This window comes from Rhizobium hidalgonense, assembly GCF_002914525.1.
Classification (GTDB): domain Bacteria; phylum Pseudomonadota; class Alphaproteobacteria; order Rhizobiales; family Rhizobiaceae; genus Rhizobium; species Rhizobium hidalgonense.
Genome location: NZ_LODW01000109.1, coordinates 1 through 6867, shown reverse-complemented (window position 1 = coordinate 6867; position 6867 = coordinate 1). Strand labels below are relative to the sequence as shown.

Here is a 6867-nt window from a genome sequence, read left to right as displayed (position 1 = left end):
CTTTCCCAGCCAGGAAAATGCACCGGAAAACTCTAACCAAAACTGGTCCAGTTTGAAGGGTTCAGATCACCCGCCAAGATCGTCTTTTATAACCAATTAGACATATCAGGATCAAACACGCATTCGTTAAACAGGGCAGGGTTACGCGGCCCTTTGGTGCGACGGCAAATGGAACGTCCACTTATTGCCAGCGAAGATAAGCCGCCAGTTTTGAAATATGCGCCTTCCACTGTGCTATCGTCATGGCTTACGAGACTTACTGACAGCGCCGTGCGCATAAATCCATCGTTTTATTGAGCATCACGTGACTCAAAGACTTTCGGAATACTGGCTTGAAAATTGCCCCTATAATTAATTGCACAAAAATCAGTGAATAAAGGCACCAATTGGGGAGTGGTTATCTGCTCTGTCGTCAGCGCTTACCTCACACAGGACGAAACCCGCCTATCGCGTCCAAACGCTTGTGGGGCACAATCACGTGGCGCAAGACTTTTTGCCTTATCTTATTGTCGTCACTTGAAAATGACAGCGCAGTTTTGTTCACGGGACACCTGTAAGACCGGTCATCATTGAGTTAGTGATTGTGCTGTAGTTGTCGCGTCAAGATAATGATTAAAAGTAAAACAATTTGCGATCCCGCTGGCGCAACCGGGCTCGTTGTCAAAACTCTTGATTTGTTTAAACCAGATAAAGAACGTCTTCAGTTGATCGAGATTTTCAATATGGGGGTAATTGGGCACAGCTTTCGATATCATGATTCGTTTGCCGACTGCATCAAGCAATGGCTTATCCCTCGCTGGTTCATATCCCAGAGCAATCCGCTCAGCAATAGAATAGGCATCCTTTACGTTTTCCTTGAAGTTGTCAGCCACCCCCACCCCTTGTCGGCCAACTCGACGATATTAATGGATTTGATCTTCTGCATTGCCACGAGCGCATCTTTATTCTCGCTTGCCAGTTTTTCCTCCAAAGGTTCCCAATCGACCGCGAACTTGATCTGTACAAAATATTCAATCACTATTGCAAACGGCAGAAAATTTAAAGTACAGGCCTACCTTTTCGGAGTTCAAGCAGACAAAAAAAGCCATCTGCTGCCCCAACATCTCGCGAATTATAGGATACGGTGCTTCGGGAAATTGGCTAGACATTGCAAGAAATTTCGGCCTTTTTGGCAAATATGTTGGTCAGTGATAAGAATTTATAGACCGGGTGACGAGCCATTTTCGTGAGAATGACGTCAGGGCAGGGCTCAAATGCCCAGTGAGGTCCGGTTTGCAGGAGCAAAGTAATCCCTAGCATATTTTCGTCGAAGCCGACTGTATTGACGGACTAACCCTTCTCAAATCAAAAGCGTGTATTCGCGGGATGGTAGTCTACGCGGCTTATCAAAGAATAAAATATATGGATTATGGTACTTTGGTTGAACACGTTTTTGTAATTCCACTTGATTTAAATAGCTGTGTTTGATTTTTTATTACAGTATCCCTCCGTCGGCAGCTGCAAACACGCAACCTTTAACCGCTCAAATTGAAATAGCGTTGCCGAAATTATTTTATCAAAATCTACGTAATATTTGGCTTTCTAAGGGTAACGGATTTCGCGTAGTCGAAAATTTCGGCATCAGGGTGCAGTTCACGGGGAGCACGGAATGGTAACTCACACTTAAGATAGTCGCACAATCTTGTTGATTTACATTAAAACGATAACAAAGGCCGCTTTATTTATACATAAGAGCGAGCAGATACATCACAACCACGTACAATCCGATTTAGCGTTCTTTCATTTATAATGCATTAGAGCCTTAGGGCTCGGTTGAACGCCATCATCACACTACGGGGAGCGGCTATAACCGCATAATGTAGAGCATAACAACACTTATAACTTCCGCGAAAACACAAACGTAGATTGTGTTTCGGTACTTCTGGATTAATTTGCACCCCATTTCGCGACGATTTCATCCCCAGAGAGACCCTCCATATCCAGTTTAGCTAGGGTCAGTCCGGTTTCTTCGAAGTCCTCTCCGGCTAAAGCCCGTGCTTGAGCCAAAACCCAGTCCGCGATCTCGGCGTTGATACCGAACTTTTCTGCAAGGCCTCTGTAAAAGGGGAGCATCCGGCAGTCTTCAGTAAGGTATCGGTGCTGCATGTCGGAGGGAACTCCAAGCGTGGCATTGTGAGAGGGAGAATTGCGCGCAAACGCGAGGTAGTTTGGCTCGTTCCTTCCATACCAACGATTGACCAGACCGATGTGGCTAATCCCTGCAAAATTGAACTTCGCAATAACGGACATGCGGAGTTCATCAAGTTTCTCCATCTTCTCACAGACGGAGGGGGTCATACCGTCCCTATAAAAGCGAAAGCTCTCACCAGCCAGGATGCGCTGGGCGTTCTCTATCACGGTCACCGGATGAGTGATGAAATTGGTGTTGTGCATGGCGACATCCAGTATGTTTGCACGCCATTCAAGCCTACTTGGAAAGAGAGCTTCGACTTGACTTCGATACTCCGTCTCACTGTCAGCATCGAAAGCGGCAATCTCAATCACCTTTTTAAAGGCCTTAATGAAAGCCTTACCTTCATCGATACGGCAGCCATAAGGTGAGTTGGACGCCTCAAACGTGGCAGCAGTGCTTAGCTTAACCCCAACCAGGCTCGCCAAAAGTCCGGGAACCCATATAAGGATCTTGCTTGCGAGGTCATGTTCAGCCAGCCTGACCTTCAGCTCTTCCTTAACGCCGGCCTTAGCGGGAATGGTAACAATGATTGCTTCTGCCTCGGATACGGCATGGCCAAGGTCTGGGAGAATGGTGGGGTAGAAATGCCCAACAACAGCCCCCTTTGCTTCTAGCCCTTCATTGGCAATCTTGATGCTGTTGCCGGGATGACTGGGGTGAGTCCAAATTGAAACCCGATGATTTCGGCTGGATAAGTCCGCGGCGAACGCGTTTCCAAGATTACCGGCGCCGATAATAAGGACTTTCATATTTAGAGAAATTTGATTGTAGGATTGAGATGTGAATTTCCCCTTGCCAAACTCCGTATTTATAATCGATGAAAGGGATTTTTGACGTAAGCACTTACGCATTATGCGCTAAAGTCTTGGAGTGGCCCATCAATCACAATGGCGCACAACCATACGATCTAGAAGCCGTGGACTCTTGGGATTCCCAAAAGTGAGCAAATCAGATTCAAGACTGTCTTTTGGAGGCAGTCATGGGTCTTTTAGATCGCCTTTTGGAAACAAAATGCGCCATTTATACAACAAATAATATATATACATTATTTCAGATTAAATAAGCCATACACTAGAGATAAAGAAAATTACGAAGCTAGTTAGCGAAACTAATTCATACCAATAATTTGACTCAGGCAGACGATGTATACTGTATTGATCTTTACATGGGTCTCGCCTTTTGAGCACAACGAGTTATACATATGAACGTATAAATAAATAATATTCGTCCCATGACAGTAGTGCTTTAGCTAAATAAGTCATCAAGATACGTATTGGTCCAGTAGTTGATATCGTGTTCCAACAGCCAGGTCATCATATTCCTCCAACGATCTTTACGCTCAGTAAGCGGCATTTCTAAGGCGTCTGCAATTGCCTGAGCCATACTTTGAATATTTCGGGGATCTACAATAATACCCGCAGAAAGCTCTTGCGCGGCGCCAGCAAACCCAGAAATAATTAAAACGCCAGGGTTGGCCGCGTCTTGCGCTGCAATATATTCCTTCGCCACGAGGTTCATGCCATCCCTGATCGGCGTTACGAATCCAACCCTCGCCAACCTAAAAAGAGCGCCAAGCTCATCTCTAGACGAACCAGAATTGATATAGCGAAGAGGCGTCCAGTCCGCCGTCCCGATTGCGCCATTTGCCTTGCCGACCGCTTCCGCGACCGCCGCTTGCAATTGTTGATATTCCAGAACGTCGGAGCGGGATATGGGAGCGATCTGGAGATAAGTCACTTTCCTGAGATACGAGGGGTTACCTTTAAGGAACGTTTCGTAAGCCCTCACACGCTCCAGGATGCCCTTCGTGTAGTCAAGGCGATCAACTGATATAATCAGCGTCTGCCCCTGCAAGCTTTCCACCATTTGACGCATCGACGGCTGCTTCGCCGCAGCCGCAGCGGACTTCGCGAAATTCAGGGTTTCAATGGAAACAGCGTACGCACCCAGTTTGATCCTCCGCCCGAACAAGAGAACAACGTCATTCTCTAGTTTTCCACCCTCATTGCAGCAATTCACAGCCTCATAAAAATTTGTCAAATCATTGCGTGTTTGAAAGCCTATCACATCATAGCTGGACATTGCTTTAAGCAAAAGCTTGTGTACAGGCACGTCATGAAGCACTTCGAACTTCGGCCACGGGACATGTAAAAAAAAACCGACACGCCCTATGGAACCTAGCTTCCTTAGTTCTTCAGCCAGTGGAATCAGGTGGTAATCATGCACCCATACTGCATCATCCGGACGCCACAAAGGAAAAAGTATTTCCGCAAAGGTGGCGTTCACCCGCCGGTAGGCCACCTCGTAATCTTCGCTAAGAACCGCACGATCCTTAAACGAGTGAAAAAGAGGCCAAAGGGTCTGATTGGAAAAGCCGTTGTAGTAGTCCCGGACGTCGGCGGTGGTGAGGTCAACTTCGACGTACGTTACATTTCCCTCTCGAGTCATTTTCGTTGATGTAGCCTCGGCGTCAGTATTTCCGGACCAGCCCATCCAGATGCCTCCCCTCAACTTCAAAGCAGCATTCACGGCGACGGCCAACCCGCCTGAATTGTTACCAGGAGACGCATCACGGCGAATTCTGTTGGAAACTACGATCAGACGACCCTGCGTGTCGATTGGGTCGACCGGGCATCCTAGAAACTCATGCTCCGTCAGCGCACAGCATTCTGAACAATTTACCGTAGATGAACCAAGTGTGTTTTGCGGCCTCACACACTTCATAATTCAAATGTATTTATTGAAATCCTACTATTAAAATGCTCGCCACAATTTCGCATTATACGTAATCTTATTTATACATACAAACAAAGAAAGGCTACAAAGCTATATATCCAGCCAAGCCTTGCCAAGCCAAACCTTGCCAAGCCAAGCCAAGCCTTGCGCGTGACGCATTGTGCCTCTTCAATCGATTTGGTGGCTCTAGTTTGATTGCGACTGCGGGGCATTCTAACCGGGCTGTTTGCGCCACGGGGCGCTCTTCCTTATTGGGCCTCCACATCCACGCATCATAAGTGTTCAGGGTCAATCCCTTGAGCTTTCGCGGCGGCTCTTCGCGGGGCGATATCAATGACCTCTTGTCTTTTGCGAAAAGCCATCAAGCGTCGCCATCTCAAAGCGTGGCCAATAAGAATAACCTAACGCTGTCGCTTTCTGTCGTTCTCCAACGGTAAGCCATGTTTGGGTCTCGCGAAGGGCCCTAGTTTTTTATTCTTTAGCGCTTCGCGCATGCAAAGGCCATTATTCTGTTCGCCCGGCTAAAAACCCACTTTGCAACGGCTGGAAGGACTTAATCCGTCCCCTATTTATATCCCTCCTCGTCATTCTAGCCATCACAACTCCTTGTCCTTCCATCACACAACGTAGACTTGCAGCATCTGCCTCCTCACGATGTCGTCGTCGTCGTGGACCCCCTTACAACTCACAAATGCGTCTGCTCGTTTTCTGACTTCTGCGCTCTATAACGCCAAGACGAACTACTCAATTGCAAAGGGTATACCCGCGATTGACCTCGGATACATCTATATGAGCAAAGCGGAGGTTGAGGAATGTGTGAGCACTAGACGGTTGAGTGGAAGCCCGTCTCTGTCGGACAAGTCTCCGGCCAACCCGCCCCCCGGGCCATCATGGTACATCGCTGTTGATCGGAACGCACCTCTGACGGGCTCGATCGACGTGGTCGGATATGGGCCAGCCGTAGGCCGGCGGTAAACGCATGATCGAAGTTGCCGTACGTTGGCCTGGGTCTATTGTTGTGTTCGTTCAGTCAGTTTTTGACTGTTGTTATTTTTTCCTTGATTTGTAAGCGTTTGCTATCGTGTTTATGTCTCGGCCTTGTGGCGAGGTCCGTCTACGTGTTTCGTTTTATGAATAAGCCAGGTCAGGCTAATGAAAAGAATTTATATTTGTATGAATTGCGTCGCAATTTTTTATGCACTGAGCACTTTTGATATTCGAACTCAAACTTTATCATCTAATAATTCCGTATTGCAAACCAGACAATTCCAGGCAGCGAACTCATAAATTGCTTGGCGTTTTTCGCGTGTCGTGATTCAAGGCTTCCGAATGAGGGAGCCTCTATGACGCGTCGCCGCTACGAACTCACCGACCACGAATGGTCGATCCTGTGCCACTGTGTGACTTCTTATTGCTATTCGTAGAAGTTGTCATATTTAACGTTATTTCGCAAGTTTAGCGCGATGTCTTTATTTTCAATGTTTAATATAAGCCAGGCACGTTGATATCTTTCTTTATTGATAATGAAATTTTCCAATGTTTACAAACGGAATAGGCGGCAAGCCCACTTAGTTACCAGGTTGTTGCCATTGTGCTGTCGCTTTCTGTTACTGGATTCACCACCGAAGGACAGTTGGAAAGGGTACGGCCGCCGTATCTCACGATGGAAGCGGCCGGTGGCGAGGTGGAGGGCGCATCACTGTCTAGCAAGAACTTAAAACCTTGTTACATAGACTGAAAGCGACATCTCCGATGTAAAACATGAGCCGGAAGTGGACCTTCCAGACTCACACGATGTTTTACATCAGGATATATCCTGCCAATGCCTGAGAGCCCGATTTAAAAGAAGTTGAGCGATAACAGGCAGTTGTGATTCCCTATTGGTGCTAAATCAAATG

The 6867-nt window shown here is 47.1% G+C and carries 3 protein-coding genes; all 3 read right to left on the bottom strand.

Features of this window, described 5'->3' with window-relative positions; genetic code table 11:
* Positions 1-566 precede the first annotated feature (566 nt).
* Positions 567-872: a hypothetical protein gene (locus ATY29_RS36575; protein WP_011427381.1), complete on the bottom strand. Its 306-nt coding sequence runs from the start codon at positions 870-872 to the stop codon at positions 567-569.
* Positions 873-1926: 1054 nt separating this feature from the next.
* On the bottom strand, positions 1927-2982 hold the full coding sequence (locus tag ATY29_RS31735) for an NAD/NADP octopine/nopaline dehydrogenase family protein (RefSeq protein ID WP_011427380.1): 1056 nt from the start codon (positions 2980-2982) through the stop codon (positions 1927-1929).
* A 496-nt stretch (positions 2983-3478) separates the two neighbouring features.
* A complete protein-coding gene (locus ATY29_RS31730; protein WP_011427379.1) occupies positions 3479-4957 on the bottom strand; it encodes an alpha,alpha-trehalose-phosphate synthase (UDP-forming) in 1479 nt (492 codons plus the stop codon).
* Positions 4958-6867: the final 1910 nt, after the last annotated feature.